19 protein-coding genes and 1 pseudogene are annotated in these 24,037 nt (G+C 66.4%); 11 read left to right on the forward strand and 9 right to left on the reverse strand.

The annotated features are described in order from the left end of the window. Positions 1–17: 17 nt before the first annotated feature. The 4 genes and pseudogenes from AAG092_RS09700 to AAG092_RS09715 form a co-directional block, all read right to left on the reverse strand. Complete coding sequence (locus AAG092_RS09700; RefSeq protein WP_373389579.1) at positions 18–725, reverse strand: methyl-accepting chemotaxis protein; 708 nt, start codon at positions 723–725, stop codon at positions 18–20. A gap of 153 nt (positions 726–878) precedes the next feature. After that, positions 879–2,138: pseudogene (locus AAG092_RS09705) on the reverse strand (HAMP domain-containing protein); the annotation flags it as partial. Positions 2,139–2,271: 133 nt separating this feature from the next. Then, a complete protein-coding gene (locus tag AAG092_RS09710) occupies positions 2,272–3,048 on the reverse strand; it encodes a LytR/AlgR family response regulator transcription factor (RefSeq protein WP_373389507.1) in 777 nt (258 codons plus the stop codon). Further along, on the reverse strand, positions 3,045–4,109 hold the full coding sequence (locus tag AAG092_RS09715; protein WP_373389508.1) for a sensor histidine kinase: 1,065 nt from the start codon (positions 4,107–4,109) through the stop codon (positions 3,045–3,047). The genes AAG092_RS09710 and AAG092_RS09715 overlap by 4 nt, the downstream gene beginning before the upstream one ends. 193 nt (positions 4,110–4,302) lie before the next feature. On the opposite strand from AAG092_RS09715, the gene AAG092_RS09720 reads away from it, so the two are divergent. Then, complete coding sequence (locus AAG092_RS09720; protein ID WP_373389509.1) at positions 4,303–4,662, forward strand: hypothetical protein; 360 nt, start codon at positions 4,303–4,305, stop codon at positions 4,660–4,662. 110 nt (positions 4,663–4,772) lie between these two features. After that, positions 4,773–5,585, forward strand: coding sequence for a hypothetical protein (locus tag AAG092_RS09725; RefSeq protein WP_373389510.1), 813 nt, complete (start codon positions 4,773–4,775; stop codon positions 5,583–5,585). Positions 5,586–5,728: 143 nt separating this feature from the next. Here the strand turns inward: AAG092_RS09725 and typA are convergent, their stop codons facing one another. Then, positions 5,729–7,546, reverse strand: a complete 1,818-nt coding sequence (gene typA / locus AAG092_RS09730) for a translational GTPase TypA (RefSeq protein WP_110680336.1) — start codon at positions 7,544–7,546, stop codon at positions 5,729–5,731. A gap of 133 nt (positions 7,547–7,679) precedes the next feature. Next, entirely contained in the window at positions 7,680–9,137 is a 1,458-nt protein-coding gene (gene thiI / locus AAG092_RS09735) for a tRNA uracil 4-sulfurtransferase ThiI (protein ID WP_373389511.1), read from the reverse strand. A gap of 330 nt (positions 9,138–9,467) precedes the next feature. Here thiI and glnA point away from each other — a divergent pair, with 330 nt between their 5' ends. After that, positions 9,468–10,874 carry a glutamate--ammonia ligase gene (glnA, locus tag AAG092_RS09740; RefSeq protein WP_110680338.1) on the forward strand — a complete coding sequence of 469 codons (1,407 nt, stop codon included), beginning with the start codon at positions 9,468–9,470 and terminating at the stop codon, positions 10,872–10,874. Between the two features lie 282 nt (positions 10,875–11,156). On the opposite strand, the gene AAG092_RS09745 is transcribed toward glnA, so the two are convergent. Further along, complete coding sequence (locus tag AAG092_RS09745) at positions 11,157–12,116, reverse strand: HlyD family secretion protein (protein ID WP_373389512.1); 960 nt, start codon at positions 12,114–12,116, stop codon at positions 11,157–11,159. Between the two features lies 1 nt (position 12,117). Beyond that, positions 12,118–12,504 carry a DUF3302 domain-containing protein gene (locus AAG092_RS09750; RefSeq protein WP_373389513.1) on the reverse strand — a complete coding sequence of 129 codons (387 nt, stop codon included), beginning with the start codon at positions 12,502–12,504 and terminating at the stop codon, positions 12,118–12,120. Between the two features lie 163 nt (positions 12,505–12,667). Here AAG092_RS09750 and AAG092_RS09755 point away from each other — a divergent pair, with 163 nt between their 5' ends. The 8 genes from AAG092_RS09755 to AAG092_RS09790 all read left to right on the forward strand — a co-directional run bounded on the left by AAG092_RS09755 (position 12,668) and on the right by AAG092_RS09790 (position 23,526). Then, positions 12,668–13,036, forward strand: a complete 369-nt coding sequence (locus tag AAG092_RS09755) for a DUF5064 family protein (RefSeq protein WP_373389514.1) — start codon at positions 12,668–12,670, stop codon at positions 13,034–13,036. Positions 13,037–13,091: 55 nt separating this feature from the next. After that, positions 13,092–14,897, forward strand: coding sequence for an ATP-binding protein (locus AAG092_RS09760; protein ID WP_373389515.1), 1,806 nt, complete (start codon positions 13,092–13,094; stop codon positions 14,895–14,897). Further along, entirely contained in the window at positions 14,894–16,252 is a 1,359-nt protein-coding gene (locus tag AAG092_RS09765; RefSeq protein ID WP_373389516.1) for a sigma-54-dependent transcriptional regulator, read from the forward strand. The genes AAG092_RS09760 and AAG092_RS09765 overlap by 4 nt, the downstream gene beginning before the upstream one ends. Before the next feature lie 432 nt (positions 16,253–16,684). Continuing rightward, positions 16,685–18,112, forward strand: coding sequence for an arginine-ornithine antiporter (arcD, locus tag AAG092_RS09770; RefSeq protein ID WP_373389517.1), 1,428 nt, complete (start codon positions 16,685–16,687; stop codon positions 18,110–18,112). A gap of 16 nt (positions 18,113–18,128) precedes the next feature. Further along, the gene (gene arcA / locus AAG092_RS09775; RefSeq protein WP_110680345.1) at positions 18,129–19,379 is read left to right on the forward strand and encodes an arginine deiminase; all 1,251 of its coding nucleotides are present in this window, start codon (positions 18,129–18,131) and stop codon (positions 19,377–19,379) included. Positions 19,380–19,446: 67 nt separating this feature from the next. Continuing rightward, the gene (locus tag AAG092_RS09780; RefSeq protein ID WP_110680346.1) at positions 19,447–20,457 is read left to right on the forward strand and encodes an ornithine carbamoyltransferase; all 1,011 of its coding nucleotides are present in this window, start codon (positions 19,447–19,449) and stop codon (positions 20,455–20,457) included. Positions 20,458–20,509: 52 nt separating this feature from the next. Beyond that, positions 20,510–21,436, forward strand: coding sequence for a carbamate kinase (gene arcC, locus AAG092_RS09785; RefSeq protein ID WP_373389518.1), 927 nt, complete (start codon positions 20,510–20,512; stop codon positions 21,434–21,436). A 206-nt stretch (positions 21,437–21,642) separates the two neighbouring features. Beyond that, the gene (locus AAG092_RS09790; RefSeq protein ID WP_373389519.1) at positions 21,643–23,526 is read left to right on the forward strand and encodes a beta-ketoacyl synthase; all 1,884 of its coding nucleotides are present in this window, start codon (positions 21,643–21,645) and stop codon (positions 23,524–23,526) included. Between the two features lie 46 nt (positions 23,527–23,572). Here AAG092_RS09790 and AAG092_RS09795 read toward each other — a convergent pair whose 3' ends face one another. Continuing rightward, entirely contained in the window at positions 23,573–24,022 is a 450-nt protein-coding gene (locus AAG092_RS09795; protein WP_373389520.1) for a YiiD C-terminal domain-containing protein, read from the reverse strand. Positions 24,023–24,037: the final 15 nt, after the last annotated feature.

Consider the following 24,037-nt stretch of genomic DNA (forward strand, 5'->3'; position numbering starts at 1 on the left):
GGCTTCCTTAAGGCGCGCTACTCCAGCTGGAAATGCGCGGTGTTCTGCGCCAGGCTGCGGCTGCCGGCGCTGAGGCGGTCGGCCACGCCATGCACGGTCTGCGCGCCCTCCAGCAGGGCGGCGGCGGCCTGGTCGACCTGCTGGATATTGCCGCTGACCTCCTCGGCGGTGGCGGCCTGCTGCTCCACGGCGGCGGCGATCTGGGTCAGCATGTCGCTGACCCGCTGCACGGCGCCGGCGATCTCGCCCAGGTGGTCGCCCAGCTCGGTGACCGCGCCGGCGTCCACCTCGGCCTGGCTGCAGGCGCTCTGCATCAGTTCCACCGACTGCAGCACCACGCGCTGCAGGGCCTCGACCGTGGCGCTGATCTCGCGGGTGGAGTCCTGGGTGCGCTGCGACAGCGAGCGCACCTCGTCGGCCACCACGGCGAAGCCGCGGCCCTGCTCGCCGGCCCGCGCGGCCTCGATGGCGGCATTCAGCGCCAGCAGGTTGGTCTGCTCGGCGATGCCCTTGATCACGTCCACCACCCGGTCGATCTGCTGGGCCTGCTCGCGCAGTTCGGCCAGCGCGGCGGCGGTGTCGCCCAGGCGTGCGGTGAGCTGGCGCATGCTGGCGGTGGTCTGCTGGCTGCGCTGGTTGCTCTGCTCGGCGATGTGGCGGGTCTGGCTGGCGTCCTGCGCCGCCATCTCGCAGTTCTCCGCCACGCTCTGCGCGGTGGCCGCCATCTGCGTGGCGGCGGCGGCGATCTGGCTGACCTGCAGCTGTTGCTGCTCCACCGCGCCGAGGGCACGGCGCGCCTCGGCGCCGAGCACCTGCACGGTGTCGTCCAGCTCGGCGCTCTCGCGGTTGACCCCCTGCAACGAGCCGCGCAGCTGGGCCACCGCATCGTTCAGCGCAGCGCCGATCAGCGCCAGCTCGTCCCGGCCGTGCACGGTGACATGGCGGCGCAGGTCGCCATCGCGCAGCGACTGCGCCAGCGAGGTGATGCGCCAGCTGCTGCCGCGGATCGACGCCTGCAGGCAGACCAGGGCGTAGAGCGCCAGCAGCACCAGCACGCCGAAGGCGCCGAGGGTGATGATCAGCGCGCGCAAGGCCTTGTCGCGGTACTGGCCGAGGCGCGCGTCGAGCGCCTCCAGGGTGGCGCGCTGCAGCGCCTCGACATGCCCCTGGGCGCTGTCCATGCCCTGCTCGAAGCCGGCCACGTCGAGCTGGATGCCGCCGTCGCCGTACATGTTCTGGTCCAGCTCGGCGAGCCAGTCGTCCAGCCCGGCCAGGCTCTGGGCATAGACCTGGTTCCAGGCCGCCAGCGACTTCGGCAGCTCGCCCTGCAGGCGTTCGCCGAGCTTGCCCAGCTGCTGCCGCGACTCGCCGGTGGCGGCGCGGATCTCGCGCAGCTGCAGGCGGCTCTGCAGGCTGAACTGGCCGGCCGCCACGGCGCCCTGGCCGACGCTGGCCAGCACCCCGAGCTGCTGCTGCAGGCGCGGCGCGCCCTGGGTGCCGACCTGCATCAGCAGGTAGGTCTCCAGCCAGGGATCGAGGATCAGCCCGCTCTCGGTCGCCACCTGCTCGCGCAGGGTATTGAGCTGCTGCAGGGCGCGGGTGAAGCGCTCGTAGGCGTCCGGCCACCAGCCGATGCTGCCCAGGGCCTGGGCGCGCAGGCCGTCGCGCTGCGCCTGCAGGGCCTGCAGGCTGGCCAGCACCTGCTCGCCGGCGCCCTCCTCGGCGAGCGTCTGGCGCAACTGGTCCAGGGCCTGGTCCAGCTCCGCCTCGCTCTGCTGCAGGCGGGCGATAGCCGCCTGGGTCTCGGCCGTGGCCTCGCGATTGCGTTCGGTGGCCTTCCAGCGCGCGGTCAGGTTGCGCTGACGCACCAGCACCAGCTCGACCCGGTCCAGCGCCTGCAGCTGCAGCACCCCGGAATGCTCGTCGTCGACCACCCGCAGCTTGCTCAGGTAGTTATCCCCGATCGACCAGGCGGCGTAAGCCAGCGGCAGGATGAACAACAGCGCCAGCAGCTGGAACTTGCGGGCGAAACTGAACCTCTCGAGTGCATTCACACCGGGCAGCAACAACGCATTCATCGTCGAACTCCTGAATCGGACGAAACTGCGGAGCACCTGGACTAGCAATTGCCGAGCCATGCACTTCGCCACTTCGAGACTGTTCGTTACATATCGGAAGACTCACCGACTTCATGAGCTAAACGATAGAAGGCAATGCGCCATCGGGATGCGAAAAGGCGTCACCGGCACCGGGCCGCCCCCTCTGCGGCGCTCACTGCCGGCCGAGCAGGGCCCGCAGGGCGGCGCTGTAGGTCCGCCCCACGCGGCACTCGGTGCCGTCGGCCAGCACGGCGACCCAGGCGGCGAAGGGCGCGGGGCGGAGGCGCACGACGGCACCGCGGCGCACTATGGTGCTGCGGTGGATGCGGATGAACGCATCCGGGGCCAGACGCTGCTCCAGCGCGGTCAGGGTCTCGTGGAACAGGTAGTTGGCGTCGGCCAGGTGGATGCGCACATAGTCGCGCTCGGCCTGCAGGCGGATGATGTCGTCCTGCAGGATACGCCGGTGTTCGCCACGCACCTTGACCCAGAACTCCCCTGGCGGTCGGGCCTGGGCACCCAGGGCCTGCTTGAGCGAGGCGATCACCTCCTGCAGCTCGGCGAGACGATCCGCCTGGCCACGCGAAAGCGCGGCCGTACGGGCGCGCGCCATGGCCAGGGCGAAACGCTCGGCATCGAGGGGCTTGGTCAGGTAGTCGACGGCGTTGACCTCGAAGGCGCGCAGGGCATGGTGGTCGAAGGCCGTGACGAAGACGAGCGCCGGCAATTCGCCGGCGAGCTGCTGCAGCACATCGAAACCGCTGCCACCCGGCATCTGGATATCGAGCAGCAGGATGTCCGGGGCGCCGTCCCTGGCCAGGCGCAGGGTCTCGCCGACATCCGCGGCCTCGTCGATGCGACCGACCCAGTCGAGCTTGCGCAGCAGGCGGATCAGCCGGCGCCGGGCCAGCGGCTCGTCGTCGGCGACGAGAATGCTCAGGGCGCTCATGCGCAGCGCCACGGCAGATCGATGACCGCGAGGTAGCGATCCGCGCCCACCGGGCCGGAAGAGAACCGGCCATTGTCCTGGAAGCGCAGGCGCAGGCGCTCCGCCACGTTGCGCAAACCGACCCCCATGCCCGGCCGGCGCCCCGCCGGCGCCGCCTCTGCGGCCATGCTGTTCTCCACGCTGATGTGCAGCCTTTCACCCTCGCGCGCGGCCCGCAGCGTGATATCCACCGGACCGGTCGCCACGCCCACGCCGTGCTTGATCGCGTTCTCGATCAGCGGCTGCAGGATCAGGCTGGGCACCAGGGCATCGCGCGCCTCCTCGGCCAGCTCGACGCGAAAGCTCATGCGGTCGGAGAAGCGCTCGCGCTCGATCGCCAGGTACTCCTCCTGCAAGCCCAGCTCGTCGCCCAGCGGGACATCGTGCATGGGATCGAGCGACAGGGTGGTCCGCATGAAATTGGAAAGCGACATCAGCATGCGCTCGGCGCGGGTGGCGGCGCCCTCCTCGATCAGACCGGCAATCGAGTTGAGCGTGTTGAACAGGAAGTGCGGATTGACCTGGTAGCGCAGCGCCTGCATCTGCGCCGCCAGGGCCTCCTCGCGCACGGCTGCCAGGCGCCGCTCGCGATCGCGAACCTCGAAGCAGTAGAGCAGGGCGATGAACAGGCAGGACCAGCCGAACAGCATCGAGGCGCCCTCGATCAGCATGTAGCCGGAGTACACCGGATCGAAGCTGACCGGCTCGGGGTACTCGCAGATCAGGTAGTTGAGGAAGTCGATGGCGACGAACAGGGGCGCCAGCGCCGCCGTCATCAGGAAGCTGAGAATGGCCTTGCTGGGGAATTCGAGCCCCCTCAGGCGAAACAGCAGCAGCGACATGCCGAAGGTCATCAGCGCACCGGCGCCGAACAGCACGAACTTCAGCGGCGCCGACTGCAACGGATCGATATTGATGAAGTAACCCAGAATGCTGTCGGCGACGAACATGCACGTCCAGTAGATGAGACTGAGCTGCAGGGTCGCCCGCACCAGCCCGTCGAAGCCTTTCGTTTCCCTCATGCTGCCTCCGTGCCCATCCGCAGAGCCTGTGTGGCCGAGCCGCCGGTCGATGAAAAACCGCCATTGGCAGAAATCTCCGTCACTGGCGGCAATGCCGATAGCGCTTGGCCGAAAACCGCTTGGCCAGCCTCTCGCCGCCTACTTAGAGTCCCTCCACCCGGCCCGGCCGGGAAGTCGGAATCATTATCTTCACATGCGCAACGACAAACGAGGGACTGTCATGAACAAGCTTTTCCGCGCCACCCGCCTGCTCGCCCTGCTGGCCGCCGCACAATGGATCGCCGGCTGCGCGGCAATCGCCGAAAAGACCAACTCGCTGAGCGATGAGAGAGTCGTCGCGGAAACGGCGGGGGTGCTCGGCTACTCTCCGAGCCAACTCGAACTGCTGGCACGGCGCACCAGCGGGACCAATACCTACGCCGAGCTGCGGGCCGACAATGGCAGCGAGTTCAACTGCATCATCAATGGCGGCAACCTGGCCACTTTCGGCGCCATCAACCCACCCAGCTGCGCGAAGAAGGGCGAAATCCTCAGGAGCGGACCGGGGCAGTGACGACTCAGGGGCACGCACTGGCGAGGGTATGCAGAATTTTGTGTACCCGGGGTTAGGTTCTACCCTTTGACTCAGCCCCTGCAACAGCCCTCAACATGAATGGAATCCCGATGAAATTTCCTGTGTTCTTTGTATTGGTAGCGGTTGCTTTGATCGCGCAACCCGCATGGGCGAACTACCCGTGCCCGGGTGGTCCCGGGCCTGGCGAACAGCAGATCGGCGTTGGCGGTGGCTCGCATGGAATTGCCGCTGTTCCTCTGTGCGTGCAAACCGGTGGCGGGGCTGACAGCGCTGGCGGTGGAGGCACTGGCGGTGGGTACGCGGGCTACAGATGTGACGGCTGCAATATTTTTGCCGACCCCGGCCCGCCCAGCTACGACGCCATTGGCATCGCCATCGACAAGCAGACGGCCAGAAACGAGGAAATTCAGAAGAAAATGCTGGAAGCCGAAGCAAAACTACAGAGGCTGGAAGCGGATCCGGACTACCAGCGCTACAAGCAGGGTGAATGGAAAATCTTTCAGGGTAAGAAGGATTCGGCCCCCGGGGACAATTGCACTGCCATGTGGAGCAAAGAGGGTGGCGCGGTCAGCATTGTCGGGCCCGGAAAAGCCTACCGGGGTGGCATGCTGATCTTCTGGAGCGCGGACATTCCCAGGCCATCGAACACACAAACCGTGGCGGTGACTCTTAAGCAGTCGAAGTATCAGGCGCAGTCGGTGAACGCGTTGAATTTTTCGGTACCGGGTATTCCGTTCGGCGCGATCGGCCTGACAGTGCCGAACATTGAAGCTGCGCTGAACACGATGCTGGATGTCGAGCATTTCATCGTCGAGATGGGCGGGCGTGCCGTTGCAGATATCGACTGGACCGATGGCTTGGCAGCTCGCGCCAAGCTGAATCAATGCGTCAGTAACCGCTAGCAGCCCCTGCCACCAGACAGTCACCTCCGGCCAAGCTTGACTGCCTGGAAAAGAGGCACCGTCTTCTCATACATCCGGCCAATAAAAAACCCCGCCAGATCACTCTGGCGGGGTTCTGCTCGTAACGCAGAAGTTGCGCCGGGTTAGACCTTGCTGCGCTCGTAGCGCTTGCGGTCGTTCTCGTTGAGCAGTTTCTTGCGCAGACGGATGGACTTCGGGGTCACCTCGACCAGTTCGTCCTCGTCGATGAACTCCAGCGCCTGCTCCAGGGTGAACTTCAGCGCCGGGGTCAGCTGGATGGTCTCGTCCTTGCCGGAAGCGCGCATGTTGTCGAGCTTCTTGGCCTTGGTCGGGTTGATCACCAGGTCGTTGTCGCGGCTGTGGATGCCGGCCAGCTGGCCTTCGTAGACTTCGTCGCCCGGGGACAGGAACAGCTTGCCGCGGTCCTGCAGGGTTTCCAGGGAGTAGGTCAGCGCGGTGCCGGTGGCCATGGAGACCAGCACGCCGTTCTGGCGGTGGGCGACGTCGCCGGCCTTGACCGGACCGTAGTGGTCGAAGGTCGAGGTGAGGATGCCGGTGCCCGAGGTCATGGTCAGGAAGGCGTTACGGAAGCCGATCAGGCCGCGCGCCGGGATGATGTATTCCAGGCGGATACGGCCCTTGCCGTCGGGGATCATGTTGGTCATGTCGCCCTTGCGCATGCCCATCTGCTCCATCACCGGGCCCTGGTGCTGCTCCTCGATGTCGATGGTGACGTTCTCGTAGGGCTCCTGCTTGACGCCGTCCTTCTCGATGATCACCACTTCCGGGCGACCCACGGCCAGCTCGAAGCCTTCACGGCGCATGGTTTCGATCAGTACCGACAGGTGCAGCTCGCCACGGCCGGAGACCTTGAACTTCTCGGCGGAATCGCCCGGCTCGACGCGCAGCGCGACGTTGTGCAGCAGTTCCTTTTCCAGACGGTCCTTGATGTTGCGGCTGGTGACGAACTTGCCTTCCTTGCCGGCGAACGGCGAGTCGTTGACCTGGAAGGTCATGCTCACGGTCGGCTGGTCGACGGTCAGCGGCGGGCGGGCCTCGACGCAGGCCGGGTCGCACAGGGTGTCGGAGATGAACAGCTCTTCCATGCCGGACACGCAGACGATGTCGCCGGCCTCGGCTTCCGCCACTTCCACGCGCTGCAGGCCGTGGTGGCCCATGATCTTCAGCACGCGGCCGTTGCGCTTGGTGCCGTCGTCGCTGATGGCCACCACCGGGGTGTTGGACTTGATGCGGCCACGCACGATGCGGCCGATGCCGATCACGCCGAGGAAGCTGTTGTAGTCCAGCTGCGAGATCTGCATCTGGAACGGGCCTTCGGTGTCGACCTGCGGGGCCGGCACGTGGTCGACGATGGCCTGGAACAGGGCATCCATGTTGTCGTCCATCTTCTCGTGGTCGAGGCCGGCGATGCCGTTCAGGGCGCTGGCGTAGACGATCGGGAAGTCCAGCTGCTCGTCGGTGGCGCCGAGGTTGTCGAACAGGTCGAAGATCTGGTCGATGACCCAGTCCGGACGCGCGCCCGGACGGTCGATCTTGTTGACCACGACGATCGGACGCAGGCCGGCCTTGAAAGCCTTCTGGGTCACGAAACGGGTCTGCGGCATGGGGCCGTCCTGGGCGTCGACCACCAGCAGCACGGAGTCGACCATCGACATCACGCGCTCGACCTCACCGCCGAAGTCGGCGTGGCCGGGGGTATCGACGATGTTGATGTTGTAGCCGTTCCACTTGATGGCGGTGTTCTTCGCCAGGATGGTGATGCCGCGTTCCTTTTCCTGGTCGTTGGAGTCCATCACGCGCTCGTTCTCCGCTTCTTTGCGGTCGAGGGTGCCGGAGAGCTTGAGGAGCTTGTCCACCAGGGTGGTCTTGCCATGGTCGACGTGGGCGATGATGGCGATGTTGCGCAGTTTTTCGATCACGATGTCGTCTCGATTGAAGATTCTGAAAGCTGTGGCCCGGCAGTGTGCCTGGCCGTTGTGAACTCGGGATTACGCACCGCGACGCTGGTCGGGAGGGCGGTGGCGGATGCTGCCACCGAGCAGGCCGGCCCTTTTAATGCGGGCGATAGACGCGAACATTGGCATGCCCCTCGCTGAGCAGATGATGGGCATGCAGGCGGCTCATGACGCCTTTGTCGCAATACAGCAGGTACTGGCGGTTCTCATCCAGTTCCTTGAACTTGTTGTTCAGCGCGTAGAACGGCATGGTCTGCACCTCCACACCCTCGAGCTGCAGCGGCTCGTCCTCGGCGGCATCCGGGTGGCGGATGTCGAGGACGATCTGCCCGGCCAGCGCCTCGGCCACTTCCTCGACCTGCAGATCCTCGCCCAGCTCGTCGATCACCCGGTCCACCGTGACCCGGCGCGCGCGCTCCAGGGCACGCTCGAGGATGGCCATGTCGAACTGCGCCTCCTCGTGCTCGATGCGGTAGGGCTTGGCCTTGGTCGTCGGGTTGACCGAGATCACCCCGCAGTACTCGGGCATGTTCTTGGCGAACTCGGCGGTGCCGATGCGCACGGCGGTATCGATGATGTCCTGCTTGTGCGCGGCGATCAGCGGGCGCAGCACCAGGGTATCGGTGACCGCATCGATCACCGAGAGGTTCGGTAGGGTCTGGCTGGACACCTGGCTGATCGCCTCGCCGGTCACCAGCGCATCGATGTACAGGTCCTCGGCGATGCGGCTGGCGGCGCGCAGCATCATGCGCTTGAGCACCACGCCCATCTGGCTGTTGTCGACCTTGGACAGGATCTCGCCGACCACTTCCTCGAACGGCACGCTGATGAACAGCACGCGGTGCGAGCTGCCGAACTTCTGCCACAGGTGATGCGCCACTTCCATCACGCCCAGCTCGTGGGCGCGACCGCCGAGGTTGAAGAAGCAGAAGTGGGTGAGCAGGCCGCGGCGCATCATCTGGTAGGCGGCGACCGTGGAGTCGAAGCCGCCGCTCATCAGCACCAGGGTCTGCTCGATCGAGCCCAGCGGGTAGCCGCCGAGCCCCTGGTGCTGGGCATGGATGATCAGCAGGCGGTCGTAACGCACCTCGAAGCGCGCCTCGACCTCGGGCTTCTTCAGGTCGATGCCGGCGGCTCCGCACTCGCGGCGCAGACGGCTGCCGACGTGGGTCGCCAGGTCCACCGAGGAAAAATCATGGGTATTGCCGGCACGCTTGCAGCGCACGGCGAAGACCTTGCCGGCGATCTGTGCACCAAAATGCGCGCGGCACTTCTCGAAGGTGTCGTCGAAGTCGACATAGGGGTATTCGTGCACTTCGAGGAAGTGCGCAATGCCCGGCGTGCAGCGCAGGCGCTCGAACATCTCCAGCTGCACCTTGCGCTCGCTCACCCGGCTGATCAGGTCGAGGTTGTCCCATTCGCCCTGCACCTCCAGCTCGGGGTCCAGGTCACGCAGCACCGTGCGGATGTTCTTCGCCAGCTGGCGGATGAACTGCTTGCGCACCGGCCGGCTCTTGATGGTGATTTCCGCGAAGGGTTTGACGATCAGTTTCATGGAATAGCGGGTGCCGGGCGGGATGCCGAAAAACAGGGGCGCGGATTATAGCGGAAATTGTTCAAGCTTTGACCAAAAACAACTTCACGGGCGATTAGGCACCAAAATAGTGCTCTTTGTATTTATTGCGATCCATCTTGGTGCATAAAACTGCTCAAAAAATCGCCACAGACCGCGCACCCCCTGGGTTTCAGGGCTCCAGCCCATTCCGGGGCACTGGCATGCAATTTGCTCCCTTGTGAGGCAGCCTGGTCTGGCGGACTATCCCGCCCGGCTTTGCACCTATTCCGGAGGCCGGCCCAGCCAGCTTCCTTCCACCTGGAGGACACCATGTCGAAGTCGCTTCAACTGATTAAAGAACACGACGTGAAGTGGGTTGACCTGCGCTTCACCGATACCAAAGGCAAGCAACAGCACGTGACCATGCCGGCTCGCGACGCTCTGGACGAAGAGTTCTTCGAAGCGGGCAAGATGTTCGACGGCTCCTCCATCGCCGGCTGGAAAGGCATCGAAGCCTCCGACATGATCCTGCTGCCGGACGACAGCACCGCCGTGCTGGACCCGTTCACCGAAGAGCCGACCCTGATCCTGGTCTGCGACGTGATCGAGCCGTCCACCATGCAGGGCTACGACCGCGACCCGCGCGCCATCGCCAAGCGCGCCGAGGAATACCTGAAGTCCACCGGTATCGGTGACACCGTATTCGTCGGCCCGGAGCCGGAGTTCTTCATCTTCGACGAAGTGAAGTTCAAGTCCGACATCTCCGGCTCGATGTTCAAGATCTTCTCCGAGCAGGCTTCCTGGAACACCGACGCCGACATCGAGTCCGGCAACAAGGGCCACCGTCCGGGCGTCAAGGGCGGCTACTTCCCGGTTCCGCCGGTCGACCACGACCACGAAATCCGTACTGCCATGTGCAACGCCCTGGAAGAAATGGGCCTGGTCGTGGAAGTCCACCACCACGAAGTGGCGACCGCCGGCCAGAACGAGATCGGCGTGAAGTTCAACACCCTGGTCGCCAAGGCTGACGAAGTTCAGACCCTGAAGTACTGCGTGCACAACGTCGCCGATGCCTACGGCAAGACCGTGACCTTCATGCCGAAGCCGCTGTACGGCGACAACGGCTCGGGCATGCACGTGCACATGTCCATCTCCAAAGATGGCAAGAACACCTTCGCTGGCGAAGGCTATGCTGGCCTGTCCGACACCGCCCTGTACTTCATCGGCGGCATCATCAAGCACGGCAAGGCCCTGAACGGCTTCACCAACCCGTCGACCAACTCCTACAAGCGTCTGGTCCCGGGCTTCGAAGCCCCGGTGATGCTGGCCTACTCGGCCCGCAACCGTTCCGCCTCGATCCGTATCCCGTACGTTTCCAGCCCGAAAGCCCGCCGCATCGAGGCGCGCTTCCCGGACCCGGCTGCCAACCCGTACCTGTGCTTCGCCGCGCTGCTGATGGCCGGCCTCGACGGCATCCAGAACAAGATCCACCCGGGCGATGCCGCCGACAAGAACCTGTATGACCTGCCGCCGGAAGAGGCCAAGGAAATCCCGCAGGTTTGCGGCAGCCTGAAAGAAGCCCTGGAAGAGCTGGACAAGGGCCGCGCCTTCCTGACCAAGGGCGGCGTGTTCTCCGACGACTTCATCGATGCCTACATCGAGCTGAAGTCCGAGGAAGAGATCAAGGTGCGCACCTTCGTGCACCCGCTGGAATACGACCTGTACTACAGCGTCTGATCCGGTTCGAACCGCCCCGGCGGTTTGCTTGAAAGAGGCCTCCTGCGGGAGGCCTCTTTTTTTGTCTGCGAAAAACCAGAATCGCAGGGAGGGTTAGCCGCACCGGGGCGTACGGCGGTGCGGAACCGAGCACGGGTGTCCAGCAGGGGGCGCTATGCCTACGACTAACCCGCGCCAGACCTGGCCATGGACAACGCCCGGAGCCGGGCCACCCCGGTACCAGCCGCCGCGGCCCCATAAGAAAGGCCTCCCGCAGGAGGCCTCTTGAGTTGCCCGCGAGAACTAGTGGAAGGGGAAGATGTAGTTCATCCAGGCGGCCATGCGCAGGAGGATCTTGCGCATGATGGCGACATGGTGGAAATGCTCCGAGTAGAGCGCGGCCTGGCCGTAGGCGCCGCCCGGCATCAGGTCGCGGTAGGCGGCGAAGTCCGGGTCGGTCACCTCCAGCACCACCGGTACCCGGCCGGGTGGCGGCGAGCCGGTGAAGCCGACCAGGTTGCCGCTGGGTTGCACCTGGCCCTCGGCGATCACCGGCGTGACCATCGTCACCTTGGCCTGGAACACCTCGCCGGGGATGCCGTCGAAGGCGATCTCCGCCTCGTCGCCCAGGCTCAGGCGCAGCTGGCTGTTCTGCCGCATCCAGGCTACGTAGGTATAACTCTCCTGGGGAATGAAGATCATCGCCGGGCGCAGCGGCATCTTCACCGCATAGATGCCGGGGCGCAGCGATACCTGGGAGACATAGCCGCGCGACGGCGCCCGCACCACCGTGTTGTCCAGCTCGAACTGGGCGATGTTGAGTTGCGCCTGCAGGTCCGCCACGCGGGCCGAGGTGATATCCACATCGCGCCGGTTGCCGACGTTGCGCCGGGCCAGCTCGCTGGCCCGCGCCAGGTCGGCCCTGGCCGACACCAGCTGGGCCTTGAGCGACTTGACCCGGTTGTCGAAGGGGGTCGGGTCGATGCGGAACAGCACATCACCCTTCTCCAGCATCTGGTGACCCTTGACCGGCACCTCGATCACCTGGCCGCTGACCGCCGGCACTATCGGCGTGCTGACGAAGTAGCTGCGCGCCACCTCGGAGTAGGGGTGGTTGTAGTTCATCAGGAAGATCAGCGTGCCGATGATGACCACCCCGCCGAGCACGGCGGTGGGCACCGTCCACTTGTTCAGCGGAATCTTGAAGATCTTGAAGATGGCGACGCAGATGGCGGTGTAGGTGAGGATCAGCAACAGGTCCATGTCAGGCCTCCGGCTTCGGCGTCGGTTCGGCGGGTACGGTGGCCACGGGCTCCGCTGGCGCTGGCGGCGGAGCCTGCAGCGCATCCAGGCGCGCCTGCAGTTCGCTCAGCTGCTGGGCCAGCTGGTCGAGGCGAGGGTCGGCCGGCGCCGCCCCGGCGCCGAAGCCCCAGCCGCGGTCCTCGCGGTAGAGGGTCGCCCAGATCCATAGGAAGGGCCAGATCGCATGCAGGGTGAACAGGCTGACCCAGCCCGCCACATGGATGGCATCCTGCTGCGGATGCTTGCGATGCACGGCGATCTCGTAGGGGATGTCGTGAATGGCGATCACCCCGTAGAACAGCACGACACCGACGAAAATCAGTATTACCAGCGCAATGTAGTCCAGCACGTCCCGTCCCCCACTCCTGATGTCCCTGAAACTGAAAGGCAGCTTTTCCCAGCATGGGGCCCGGCAATTGACCGGGGTCAAACCCTGCTCTTGCACGCTTGCGCTTTGAGCATAGGTCACTAGGGTTGCACATGAGATGAATCCAATCCTTGAGGAGACAGGCATGTTCGAGCCGGGCCATCTGCACCGCAGCAACACCCATGGCGCCCCGGGCGCGCCGGAATTCAGCATCGACGTGTTCTACGAGGCCCGGCATGACCCCGCCGAAGGCGCCATGATGCACTTCCGGGTCAGCGGGCAGATCGCCGGGCGCGAGTTCAGCGAGGAGTTCGACATGCACCGCGACACCGCCTTCAACTTCGCCACCCTGATCGCCAAGAAGGTGGTGAAGCATGGGCTGCCGGCCAACGCCAGCCCGATCATGCGCGCGCACCAGGAATACGATGCGATGTTCGCCGACATCCGCGACAAGCTGGGCATCAAGCCAGGCGACCCGATCAATCTCGACCACCTGGAGAAGGACGGTCTCTGACCCCGCGCCAGCTGCTGCAGTGCATAATGCTCCCGAGTTCCCGGTGCCCTGCAGCATGACCCAAGCCCACCTTCACCGTCCCCGCTGGCGCAGCCTGGCCCTGCTGGCCCTGCTGCTGGCACCCCTGCTATGGCCGCTGCAACAGCTGGCCGAGCGTTACTACCGCGACGAGCTGATCGAGCAGAATCGCCAGACCCTCGATCTCTACGTCGCCAACCTGCTCGGCACCCTGCGCCGCTACGAGGTGCTGCCGCCGATCCTCGGCGACCTGCCAGACCTGCGCGGCATGCTGCTCGAACCGCATAATCCGCAGGCCCTGGCGAAGGCCAACGCCCTGCTCAAGCGGGTGCGCGAGCAGACCGGCGCCGACGTGATCTACCTGATGGACGCCCAGGGCCTGACCCGCGCCGCCTCCAACCACGACCAGGCGGACAGCTTCATCGGCCGCAACTTCACCTTCCGCCCCTATTACCAGGCGGCGAGCGAGGGCCGCCTGGGGCGCTTCTTCGGCCTCGGCACCACCTCCGGCAAGCGCGGCTACTACTTCGCCGCCGGCATCCGCGACGGCGCGCGCAAGCTCGGCGTACTGGTGCTCAAGGTCGACCTCGACTACACCGAGCGCCTCTGGGGACGCACCCCGGAACAGCTGCTGGTGACCGACGACAAGGGCGTGGTGATCCTCACCTCCAACCCCGCGTGGCGCTTCCGCGCCAGCCGCCCGCTGAGCATGGAGGAGCTGGCGCGGATCGCCGCCGACCAGCCCTACCCGACCCGCCAGCCGCAGCCCCTGCAGCTGGACGACAACGCCTGGCTGACACAGAGCCGCGAGCTGGCCGAGACCGGCTGGACGGTGAGCATCCTCGCCCCGCGCAGCCAGGTGGAACGCCCGGTGCAGACCGTGCTGGCAATCGGCGGCGCCAGCCTGCTGGCCCTGCTGGCCCTGCTCGGCCTGCTGCTGCAGCGCCGCCGCCACTACATCGAGCGCATCGCCCTGGACGCCAGGGCCAAGCGCGAGCTGGAAATCCGCGTGCTGGAACGCACCCGCGAGCTGGAGGCGCTGAACAACCGCCTGAAGGACGAGGTACTGGAGCGCGAGCAGGCCCAGCAGGAACTGGTGCGCACCCAGGACGAGCTGGTCCAGGCCGGCAAGCTCTCGGCCCTCGGCACCATGAGCGCGAGCATCAGCCACGAGCTCAACCAGCCGCTGGCGGCGATCCGCAGCTATGCCGACAACGCCGACGTGCTGCTCGACCACCAGCGTCTCGACGACGCCCGCGGCAATCTCAAGCAGATCAGCGAGCTGACCGGACGCATGGCCTCGATCATCGCCCACCTGCGCGCCTTCGCCCGACGCGACCGCCACGCCCCGGAAAGCGTGGCCCTGCAGCCCGCCATCGACGACGCCCTGGCCCTGCTGGCCAAACGCCGCCGCGCCCTGGAAGTGGAACTGGTCCGCGACCTGCCGGACGCCACCCTGTGGGTGCAGGCTGGCGAGACGCGCCTGCGCCAGGTGCTCGGCAACCTGCTGGCCAACGCCCTCGATGCCCTGAGCGAGAAGGCGCCGCCAAGACGTATCTGGATCAGTGCCGAAGTCACCGCCGAGGGCGTCGATCTACAGTTGCGCGACAATGGTCCGGGCTTCACCGCACAGGCGCTGCAACATGCCCGCGAGCCGTTCTTCACCACCAAGACACGTACCCAGGGCCTCGGCCTCGGCCTGGCCATCTGCGAGACCCTGATGCGCGCCCTGGGCGGCGAGCTGCTGCTGGCCAACCACCCGGACGGCGGCGCGCTGATCACCCTGCGACTGCGCAACAGCACCCCTGGTGCCAACCTGCAACCGCCCGAGGAGTTTTCATGACGGCCATCGACGCCCGCACCCAGGTCCTGCTGATCGACGACGACGAGCACCTGCGCCAGGCACTGGCGCAGACCCTCGACCTCGCCGGCCTGCGCGTGCAGGCCCTGGCCGACGCCCGCGGCCTGGCCGAGCGCCTGGCGCCCGACTGGCCGGGTGTGGTGGTCAGCGACATCCGCATGCCCGGCATCGACGGCCTGCAGCTGCTGCAGCAGCTGCACGAGCGCGACGCCGAGCTGCCGGTGCTGCTGATCACCGGTCACGGCGACGTGCCGCTGGCGGTGCAGGCGATGCGCGCCGGTGCCTACGATTTCCTGGAGAAACCCTTCGCCAGCGAGGCGCTACTCGACAGCGTGCGCCGCGCCCTGGAGCTGCGCCGCCTGGTGCTGGACAACCGCAGCCTGCGCCTGGCCCTGGCCGACCGCAACGAGCTGGGCGCCCGCCTGCTCGGCCAGTCGGCGCCGATGCAGCGCCTGCGCGAGCAGGTCGGCGCGCTGGCGGCGATCCACACCGACGTGCTGATCCTCGGCGAGACCGGCGCCGGCAAGGAGGTGGTGGCGCGCGCCCTGCACGAGCTGTCGGCGCGCAAGAAAGGGCCCTTCGTGGCGATCAACGCCGGCGCCCTGGCCGAATCGGTGGTGGAGAGCGAGCTGTTCGGCCACGAGGCCGGCGCCTTCACCGGCGCGGCCAAGCGGCGCATCGGCAAGTTCGAGTTCGCCAACGGCGGCACCCTGTTCCTCGACGAGATCGAGAGCATGAGCCCGGACGTGCAGGTCAAGCTGCTGCGCCTGCTGCAGGAGCGGGTGGTCGAGCGCCTCGGCGGCAACCAGCTGATCCCGCTGGACATCCGCGTGATCGCCGCGACCAAGGAAGACCTGCGGGTGGCCGCCGACCAGGGCCGCTTCCGCGCCGACCTGTACTACCGGCTGAACGTGGCGCCGCTGCGCATCCCGCCACTGCGCGAGCGCGGCGAGGACATCCTGCTGCTGTTCCAGCACCACGCCGAGGCCGCCGCCCAGCGCCACGGCCTGCCAGCGCGCCAGCTGCAACCGGGGCAGCGCGCCCAGCTGCTGAGCCACGCCTGGCCGGGCAATGTGCGCGAGCTGCAGAACGCCGCCGAACGCTTCGCCATGGGCCTGGAGCTGGGCCTCGACCTGCCGGGCAGCGAGACGCCCGCCAACCTGGTCGGCGAGAGCCTGGGCGAGCGCGTGGAGGCCTACGAGAAGGCCCTGATCGCCGCCGAAATGGCCAAGGGGCACGGCTCGTTGCGCAGCCTGGCCGAGGCCCTCGGCCTGCCGCGCAAGACCCTGCACGACAGGCTGCGCAAGCATGGCCTGGAGTTCGGCGGCGAGGACTAGGCCCTGCACGCGGCCGCTGCAGGCTCGTTACCAATTCGCACGCGGCGCCTCTGCGGTCGACATGTCTCGGCTCGACGACGCGTTGCCGCTGCAGCAGGCCGGATGAAGTCCGCTTATAGCCGCTTTCGAAATAAGAAAATCGGCTGTTAATTGCCAATTGATAAAAGGCAATCCGCCACCAATTTCCCCGCCTTATTTCTGCAACTTGCAGCCGCTAGAACTTCCACTAGCTTGAAGTTCACGCGCCGGAACCTTCGACGCGCAGGACGACGGCGCCGTTCTGGAGGTTCTCACAGCAACTACCGCGCCTGATTGCCTTTTCAGCATCACCATTCAGACCGGTAGCTATCGCCCTTGATCGGGATCAATACCCGCACCGGCGCCGGCGCGCCCAATGACGACATGATTTCTCTCCATTGACGGAGGTATCCGATGTCCGCTTCTGCACAGAAACTCAAGTTGGGGGCGCTGATCGCGCTGGTGGTGGGTTCGATGGTCGGCGGCGGCATCTTCTCGCTGCCACAGAACATTGCCGCCAGTGCCGGTGCCGGCGCGACCCTGATCGGCTGGCTGATCACCGGGGTCGGCATGCTGACCCTGGCCTTCGTGTTCCAGACCCTGGCCAACCGCAAGCCCGAGCTCGACGGCGGGGTCTACGCCTACGCCAAGGCCGGTTTCGGCGACTACATGGGCTTCTCCTCGGCCTGGGGCTACTGGATCAGCGCCTGGATCGGCAACGTCAGCTACATGGTGCTGCTGTTCTCCACCCTCGGTTACTTCTTCCCGGTGTTCGGCGAGGGCAACACCCTGCCGGCGGTGATCTGCGCCTCGGTACTGCTCTGGCTGCTGCACTTTTTGGTGCTGCGCGGAATCAAGGAGGCCGCCTTCATCAACACCGTCACCACCATCGCCAAGATGGTACCGCTGGTGCTGTTCATCGTGATCGCCGCCATCGCCTTCAAGCTGGACGTGTTCACCAGCGACTTCTGGGGCGCGGGCAACACCGAGCTGGGCAGCGTGATGGACCAGGTGCGCAACATGATGCTGGTCACCGTCTGGGTGTTCATCGGCATCGAAGGCGCCAGCATCTTCTCCGCCCGCGCCGAGAAGCGCAGCGACGTGGGCAAGGCCACGGTGATCGGCTTCGTCGGCGTGCTCCTGCTGCTGGTGCTGGTCAACGTGCTGAGCCAGGGCATCATGGCCCAGGCCGAGCTGTCGGGGCTGAAGAACCCCTCGATGGCCGGGGTGCTGGAACAGGTGGTCGGCCCCTGGGGCGCCCAGCTGATTTCCATCGGCCTGATCGTCTCGCTGGCCGGGGCCCTGCTGTCCTGGACCCTGCTGTGCGCCGAGATCCTCTTCGCCAGCGCCCGCGACCACACCATGCCGGAGTTCCTGCGCAAGGAGAACGTCAACCACGTTCCGGCCAACGCGCTGTGGCTGTCCAACGGGCTGATCCAGCTGTTCCTGGTCATCACCCTGTTCAACGCCTCCACCTACCTCAGCCTGCTGTACCTGGCCACCTCGATGATCCTGGTGCCCTACTTCTGGTCCAGCGCCTACGCGCTGCTGCTGGCCTACCGCGGCGAGACCTACGAGAGCGCCGCGGGCGAGCGCAGCAAGGACCTGTTCATCGCCCTGGTCTCGACCCTCTACGCGGTTTGGCTGGTGTATGCCGCCGGCGTCCAGTACCTGCTGCTCTCCGCCCTGCTCTATGCGCCCGGCGCCATCCTGTTCGCCAAGGCCAAGCGTGAGCTGGGCCAGCCCATCTTCACCGGCGTCGAGAAGATCATCTTCGGCGTCGTGCTGATCGGTGCCGCCATCGCCGCCTACGGGCTGTACGACGGTTTCCTGAGTCTCTAGCGAGAAGGAGTTCGACATGTCCAAGAAAGCCCTCGGCGTTCATTCCGAAGCCGGCAAGCTGCACAAGGTGATGGTCTGCTCGCCGGGCCTGGCGCACCTGCGCCTGACCCCGAACAACTGCGACGAACTGCTGTTCGACGACGTGATCTGGGTGTCGCAGGCCAAGCGCGACCACTTCGACTTCATGACCAAGATGCGCGAACGCGGCGTCGAGGTGGTGGAGATGCACAACCTGCTGGAGGAAACCGTGCGGAATCCCGAGGCCCTGAAGTGGATCCTCGACCGCAAGATCACGCCGAACAGCGTCGGCCTCGGCCTGCAGCACGAGGTGCGCTCCTTCATCGAAGGCCTGGAGCCACGCCGGATCGCCGAATACCTGATCGGGGGCGTGTCCGGTGCCGACCTGGCCAAGCACAAGGATTCCGAGGCGGCAAAGATGTTCAACGCCTACCTCGGCGAGTCCAGCTTCGTCTTCCCGCCGCTACCCAACACCCAGTTCACCCGTGACACCACCTGCTGGATCTACGGCGGCGTCACCCTCAACCCCATGTACTGGCCGGCGCGGCGCCAGGAAACCCTGCTCACCAGCGCCATATACAAGTTCCATCCGGACTTTGCCAACGAACAGTTCGAGATCTGGTACGGCGACCCGGACAAGGACCATGGCGCCGCCACCCTGGAGGGCGGCGACGTGATGCCGATCGGCAACGGCACCGTACTGATCGGCATGGGCGAGCGCACCTCGCACCAGGCCATCGGCCAGGTGGCCCAGGCCCTGTTCGCCAAGGGCGCGGCGCAGCAGGTGGTGGTCGCCGGCCTCGGCAAGTCGCGTGCCGCCATGCACCTGGACACCGTGTTCAGCTTCTGCGACCGCGACCTGGTCACCGTCTTCCCGGAAGTGGCCTACTCCATCGTGCCCTTCGTGATCCGCCCGGACGAGAGCCGCCCCGGCGGCATCGATGTGCGCCGCGAGAACAAGTCGTTCATCGACGTGGTCGCCGCCTCACTCAACCTGAAGAAGCTGCGCGTGGTGGAAACCGGCGGCGACAGCTTCGAGGCCGAGCGCGAGCAATGGGACGACGGCAACAACGTGGTCTGCCTGGAGCCCGGCGTGGTAGTCGGCTACGACCGCAACACCTACACCAACACCCTGCTGCGCAAGGCCGGCGTCGAGGTCATCACCATCAGCGCCAGCGAGCTGGGCCGCGGTCGCGGCGGCGGCCACTGCATGACCTGCCCGATCATCCGCGACCCGATCGACTACTGATCAAGCCAGCCCCGGCGGCCATCCGCCGCCGGGCGCCGTTTCCAGCTGCCCACGAGGAGAAAGAATCATGGCTTTCAACATGCACAACCGTAACCTGCTCAGCCTGATGCACCACAGCACGCGCGAGCTGCGCTACCTGCTCGACCTCTCCCGCGACCTCAAGCGCGCCAAGTACACCGGCACCGAGCAGCAGCACCTCAAGCGCAAGAACATCGCGCTGATCTTCGAGAAGACTTCCACCCGTACCCGCTGCGCCTTCGAGGTGGCCGCCTACGACCAGGGCGCCAACGTCACCTACATCGATCCGGGCTCCTCGCAGATCGGCCACAAGGAATCGATGAAGGACACCGCCCGCGTGCTCGGGCGCATGTACGACGCCATCGAGTACCGCGGCTTCAAGCAGGAAATTGTCGAGGAGCTGGCCAGCTATGCCGGAGTGCCGGTGTTCAACGGCCTGACCGACGAATACCACCCGACCCAGATGCTCGCCGACGTGCTGACCATGCGCGAGCACAGCGACAAGCCGCTGCACGAGATCAGCTACGCCTACCTGGGCGACGCGCGCAACAACATGGGCAACTCGCTGCTGCTGATCGGCGCCAAACTCGGCATGGACGTGCGCATTGCCGCGCCCAAGGCCCTGTGGCCGAGCGACGAGCACGTAGCCGCGTGCAAGAAGTTCGCCGAAGAAAGTGGCGCGCGCATCACCCTCACCGAGGACGCCAAGGCCGCGGTCAAGGGCGTCGACTTCGTCCACACCGACGTCTGGGTGTCCATGGGCGAGCCGGTCGAGGCCTGGGGCGAGCGCATCAAGGAGCTGCTGCCCTACCAGGTCAACATGGACATCATGAAGGCCACCGGCAACCCGCGGGCCAAGTTCATGCACTGCCTGCCGGCCTTCCACAACAGCGAGACCAAGGTCGGCAAGCAGATCGCCGAGCAGTACCCGAACCTGAAGAACGGCATCGAAGTTACCGAAGACGTGTTCGAGTCGCCCTACAACATCGCCTTCGAGCAGGCGGAAAACCGCATGCACACCATCAAGGCGATCCTGGTCTCGACCCTGGCCGACATCTAACCGCCGAGGCGGGCCGGCTTGCGGCCCGCACGACTGAGCAAGGAGAAGCACCATGCGACTCGTCATCGCCCTGGGCGGCAACGCCCTGCTACGCCGCGGCGAAGCCATGACCGCGGAGAATCAGCGCGAGAACGTGCGGATCGCCTGCGAGCAGATCGCCAAGGTGGCGCCGGGCAACGAACTGGTGATCGCCCACGGCAACGGTCCGCAGGTCGGCCTGCTGGCCCTGCAGGGCGCGGCCTACGACGCGGCCAACCCCTACCCGCTGGACGTGCTCGGCGCCGAAACCGAAGGCATGATCGGCTACATGATCGAACAGGAGCTGGGCAACCTGCTGCCGTTCGAGGTGCCCTTCGCCACCATCCTCACCCAGGTCGAGGTGGACAGTGGCGACCCGGCCTTCCGCAAGCCGACCAAGCCGATCGGCCCGGTCTACAGCAAGGAGGAAGCCGAGCGTCTGGCCAAGGAGAAGGGCTGGAGCATCGCCCCGGACGGCGACAAGTTCCGCCGCGTAGTGGCCAGCCCAAGGCCGCAGCGCATCTTCGAGATCCGCCCGATCAAGTGGCTGCTGGAGAAGGGCAGCGTGGTGATCTGCGCCGGCGGCGGCGGTATCCCGACCATGTACGATGGCAAGAAGCTGCGCGGCGTCGAGGCGGTGATCGACAAGGACCTGTGCTCGGCGCTGCTGGCCGAGCAGCTCAACAGCGACCTGCTGGTGATCGCCACCGACGTCGACGCGGCCTACATCGACTGGGGCAAGCCGAGCCAGAAGGCCATCGCCCAGGCCCACCCGGACGAACTGGAGCGCCTCGGCTTCGCCGCCGGCTCCATGGGCCCCAAGGTCCAGGCCGCCTGCGAGTTTGCCCGCAATACCGGCAAGGTCGCGGTGATCGGCTCGCTAGCCAACATCGAGGCCATCGTCCAGGGCACTTCCGGAACCCGCATCAGCACGGCCGAGCCGGGCCTGAGCTACCGCTGATCGGCGCGGGCCCCGGCGCCCGCGCCCGACACGCAACCGAAGGGTCACGCACGTGACCTTTCGGTCACGCCCTGCGTCACCCAGACATTCCGATTCATTTTGAGTCGCCATCCGGAAATTCCCGCTGGCTGGATCGCCATTGCCGCTGCCAAGGCAGCCGCGCGCCCCGCCTGTCCGGCCCGGAACGACCCCAGGAGTTCTGCGTGATGTCTCGATTACCCGTCATTGTCGGCTTCGGCGGTTACAACGCCGCGGGCAGGAGCTCGTTCCACCACGGTTTCCGCCGTATCGTCCAGGAGTCGCTGGACGCCGCCACGCGTCAGGAGACCCTGGCCGGCCTGGCCGTGATGATGAAACTGGTGCAGGTGGTCGAAGGCCAGTTCCAGAGCGCCGACGGCCAGCCCCTGACCCCCGCCGAGATCGAGGCGCGGCATGGCGCCGAGATTCTCGCCGGCACGCTGGTGCGGCGCATCGAGAAGCGCCACCTAGACGTGGACGCCGCCCACTGGCAGAAGAACCTCGCCGTCAGCGGCGCGCAGTTCACCACCCAGCGCAAGCACCTGCCCGAGCCGCTGCCGGCCAGCTGGCAGGTCGAGGAGCTGGACGAGCAGCAGGTGCGCGTCACCCTGCTGGAGAGCTGCGAGTTCAAGGTCGACAGTTACCGCGCCCTGCCGGTGAAGGCCGCCGGCCAGTTGCCCACAGGCTTCGACCCGGGCGAGCTGTACCACTCGCACTTCCATCCGCGCGGCCTGCAGATGACCGTGGTCGGCGCCACCGACGCGCTGCGCTCCACCGGCCTGGACTGGCGCACCATCCAGGACCATGTGGCGCCGGACCAGATCGCCGTGTTCGCCGGTAGCGGCATGAGCCAGATGGACGAAAACGGCTTCGGCGGCATGCTGCAGTCGCGCCTCAGGGGCGGCCGGGTCACCGCCAAGCAGTGCCCGCTGGGCCTAAACACCATGCCGGCAGACTTCATCAACGCCTACGTACTGGGCAGCGTCGGCACCACCGGTAGCGTCACCGGTGCCTGCGCCACCTTCCTCTACAACCTGCAGAAAGGCATCGAGCAGATCGCCAGTGGCCAGGCCCGCGTGGTGCTGGTGGGCAACAGCGAGGCGCCGGTCACCCAGGAGTTCATCGACGGCTACGGCGCCATGGGCGCCCTGGCCACCGAGGAGGGCCTGCGCAAGATCGAGGGCCGCGACGAGGTGGACTTCCGCCGCGCCAGCCGGCCGTTCGGCGACAACTGCGGCTTCACCCTGTCCGAGTCGGCGCAGTTCATCGTACTGATGGATGACGCCCTGGCCCTGGAACTGGGTGCCGATATCCACGGTGCGGTGCCGGATGTGTTCATCAACGCCGACGGCTTCAAGAAATCCATTTCCGCCCCCGGCCCGGGCAACTACCTGACCCTGGCCAAGGCCGTGGCCAGCGCCGCGCAGCTGGTCGGAATCGACGCCGTGCGCACGCGCAGCTTCGTGCACGCCCACGGCTCCAGCACCCCGGCCAACCGGGTCACCGAATCCGAGCTGCTGGACCGCATAGCCGAGGCCTTCGGCATCGAGGCCTGGCCGGTGACCGCGGTCAAGGCCTTCGTCGGCCACTCCCTGGCACCGGCCAGCGGCGACCAGTTGATCGCCGCCCTCGGCACCTTCCACCACGGCCTGCTGCCGGGCCTGAAGACTATCGACAAGGTGGCCGACGACGTGCACCGCCAGCACCTGAGCCTGGACACCCGCGACCGCCGGGTGGAAAACATGGAAGTGTGCTTCCTCAACTCCAAGGGCTTCGGCGGCAACAACGCCACCGGCGTACTGCTGGCGCCGCAGGTGGCCGAGCGCATGCTGCGCAAGCGCCACGGCGAGGCCGCCTTCGCCGCCTGGCAGGCCAGGCGCGAGGCAACCCGTGCCGCCGCCGCACGCTACGACCAGCAGGCCCTGCGCGGCCAGTTCGACATCCTCTATCACTTCGGCCAGGGCCTGATCGACGATCGCGAGCTGCAGATCGATGCGCAACAGGTACGCATCCCCGGCTTCAGCCAGCCGCTGGTCTACCGCAAAGACGAGCGCTACGCCGACATGCTGTAGGAGGTCGAGGCAGCCCGGCTGCCATCCGGGCTGCTCGTGAACGGACTCAGCGGTGCAGCACGTATTGCCCGCTGAAGCGCACCGCCTCGGTGGCGCCGCCAAGGATGCGACAGTGCAACCCGATGCGCGCCAGGCCGCGGCGCCGGTACAGGGCGAGGAACCGCTCCCACTCGGCTGCCGGCGGCGCGGCGCATAGCGCCACGGCATCGCCGAGCACCGGCTCACTGTAGTCGATCTGGCCCTGCTGGATGACGATGTGGCCGTCGACTATGCCCGCCTCGCGCAGGCTCAAATGCAGCCAGCCCCAGCCGGCCAGCACCGCGGCGCAGTACAGGCTGCCGCCGAACATGCTGCTCTTGTGATTGAGGTTGGCCGCCAGCGGCAGGCTCAGGCGCAACTCGCCATCCTGCCAGCCCAGCACGCCGAGGCCCATGGCCCGAGTCAGCGGGATGTCCTGGTGCAGCAGCCGCTCCAGGTGGGCGCGCGCGTCGCTCATCTGCCGCCCCGGCCG

Origin of the sequence: Pseudomonas alcaligenes (genome assembly GCF_041729615.1) — a bacterium.
Taxonomy (GTDB): Bacteria; Pseudomonadota; Gammaproteobacteria; order Pseudomonadales; family Pseudomonadaceae; genus Aquipseudomonas; species Aquipseudomonas alcaligenes_B.